Annotated in this window: 1 protein-coding gene; it reads right to left on the bottom strand. The window is 66.4% G+C overall.

Annotation, left to right across the window (positions count from 1 at the left end):
* A partial coding sequence (locus tag ACWIHT_RS47155) for a non-ribosomal peptide synthetase (RefSeq protein ID WP_456174818.1) occupies nucleotides 1-2794 on the bottom strand: 2794 nt, incomplete at its 3' end.
* Between the last annotated feature and the right edge of the window lie 27 nt (nucleotides 2795-2821).

Here is a 2821-nt window from a genome sequence, read left to right as displayed (position 1 = left end):
AACCGTCATGCCGGTCCACAACCGACCGCACCACCTCAACCAGCCCCTCCACCGACAACCCCGCCGGCGCACCCACCAACACCGACTGCGAAAACCCACCCAACGGACCACCCCGCTCCCGCACCTGACACATCACCGGCGTCAACGGCACCACACCCACACCAGCACCCACAGCCTCAGCCTCAACCACCGCTGAACCCACCGAACCCACCACCGACGCAAGACCCGCCACTGTCTTCCGCTCAAACACATCACGCGGCGAAAACACCAAACCGGCACTCCGCGCACGCGCCACCAACTGAATCGACGAAATACTGTCGCCACCCAGCTCGAAGAAGCCGTCATCAACCGATACCGACGCCACACCGAGTACCTCGGCGAACAGACCGCACAGAATCTCTTCCTGCGGAGTGCGCGGCCCGTTGCTATCGGCTCCCGAGACGAAATCGGGGGCGGGCAGGGCACGCCGGTCCAGCTTCCCGTTCGGTGTCAATGGCAAAGCATCCAGCGTGACGAAAGCCGACGGCACCATGTAATCCGGCAACCGCCCCGCCACAAACTCACGCAGCACCGACGTGTCCACACCGACCACACCCACACCCGCCGCCGGCACGACATACGCCACCAACCGCCTGCTACCAGCACGATCCTCCCGCACAACAACAACAGCCTGACCCACCCACTCATGACCAGCCAGAACAGACTGAATCTCACCCGGCTCAATACGGAAACCCCGCACCTTCACCTGCACATCAGCCCGGCCAAGAAACTCCAGAACCCCGCCCGCATTCCAGCGCACCACATCCCCGGTCCGATACATCCGCGAACCCGACACCACCCCAAACGGATCCGCGACAAACCGCTCAGCCGTCAAACCCGCACGACCCACATAACCCCGCGCCAACTGCACACCCGCGACATACAGCTCGCCCGCAACACCCACCGCCACCGGCGACAGACCCGCATCCAGCACATACACCCGGGTATTCCACACCGGACGTCCGATCGGCACGGTTTCCTCGTCCGTCCGGCATTCCCAGAACGTGACGTCCACCGCGGCCTCGGTGGGACCGTAAAGGTTGTGGACCGAGGCACCCAGAGTGCGCAGCGCCTGGTTCTTCAATTCGGTCGTCAGCGCTTCACCGCTACAGATCACGTTCTTCAGCGATGTGCAGGAAGCCGAATCCGGATGTTGCAAGAAGGCGCCGAGCATCGACGGCACGAAGTGCGTGGTGGTGATGTTCTCGCTACGGATCAGCTCGGCAAGAGCTGCGGGATCCTTGTGTTCCCCGCGTGCGGCGACGACCATTCCCGCGCCGGTGACGAGGGGCCAGAAGAACTCCCACACCGATACGTCGAACGCGGGTGAGGTCTTCTGCAGGACCCGGTCCGTTGTCTCCAGGGAGTACGTGTCCTGCATCCACAGCAGGCGGTTGACGATCGCCGCGTGGGAGATCGCCACCCCCTTGGGCCGGCCGGTGGACCCGGATGTGTAGATCACGTAGGCCGTGTGCTGGGGCAACAGGCGGTTCGGGCGCTCGTCGTCGGAGAGGTCGTGGGGGTCCTGGTCCTCCAGGAAGGTCTGGACGGCCGGCTCGTCCAGTACGAGTCGGCTCACATGGGCCGCGGCGCCCGCAGGCAGCTTCCGTGACGTTTCCATGTCGGTGATCACGAGGACGGCGTCGGCGTCCTGGAGCATGTGGGCAATGCGGTCGGCCGGGTACTCCGGGTCGATAGGGACGTAGCCGGCCCCGGTCTTGACCACGGCCAGCAGGGCGACGACGAGGTCGGCCGAACGAGGCAGGGCCACGGCGACCAGGCGTTCGGGGCCCGCGCCCCGGCCGGCGAGGTGCCTGGCAAGCCGGTTCGCCCGCGCGTTCAGCTCTGCGTAGGTCAGCCCGGTACCGTCGGCAGCCACGGCGAAGGCATCCGGGGTCCGGGTGACCTGCTGTTCGAACAGCTCGGGCAGGGTCGTGCCAGGCACCTCGTGACTGGTGTCGTTCCATACGGTCAGGACCCGCTCGCGCTCGTCCGCATCCAGCAGCGGGATCCGCCCGACGGACTGCCCGGCGTCGGCCACGAACGCCTTGAGGACGCTGATAAAGCGGGCGCCGATCGTCTCGACGGTCGCGTGCTCGAAGGCATCCGGCCGGTAGTCGAGCCGCAGGTGCAGTCGGGTCCCCGGCATCACCATCAGACTCAGGGGGTAGTGCGTCGCGTCGCGTGCTTCGGTGTGGGTGAGGCTGAGGGTGGAGGCTTCCTGTTCGAGGGCCTCGTTCTCGACGGGGTAGTTCTCGAACACGACGACGGTGTCGAAGAGTTCACCGGCCGGGGTGAGGCTGTGGATGTCGGTCAGCTTGAGGTGCTGATGCGCCAGCAGGACGCTCTGCTCGTCCTGGAGCCGTACCAGCGCCTCCCGCAGGGCCTCGCCCGGCTTCAGACGCACACGCACCGGAACCGTGTTGATGAACAGACCGACCATCGACTCGACCCCGGGGATCTGGGCCGGCCGCCCCGAAACAGTCGCCCCGAACACCACATCGTCCCGGCCGGTCAAATGCCCCAGCACCACCGCCCACGCCTGCTGAACCACCGTATTCAGCGTCACCCCACAACGACGGGCAGCCGCCGACAACCCAACAGTCAACTCCTCCGGCAGAACCACCGTCACCCGCTCCGGAGCCACCGCCGCCACACCATCGGCGGCCACCGGAGCCAGCCGGGTCGCTTCCTCGACCCCCGCCAGCGAATGCCGCCACGCTTCCTCAGCCGCACCACGGTCCTGACCCGCCACCCACGCCAGAAAGTCCCGGTACGGAGT

Source organism: Streptomyces sp. NPDC002276, from assembly GCF_053891435.1.
Note: the sequence above shows the minus strand (reverse complement) of the source record. Positions and strands in the feature narration are given on the sequence as shown.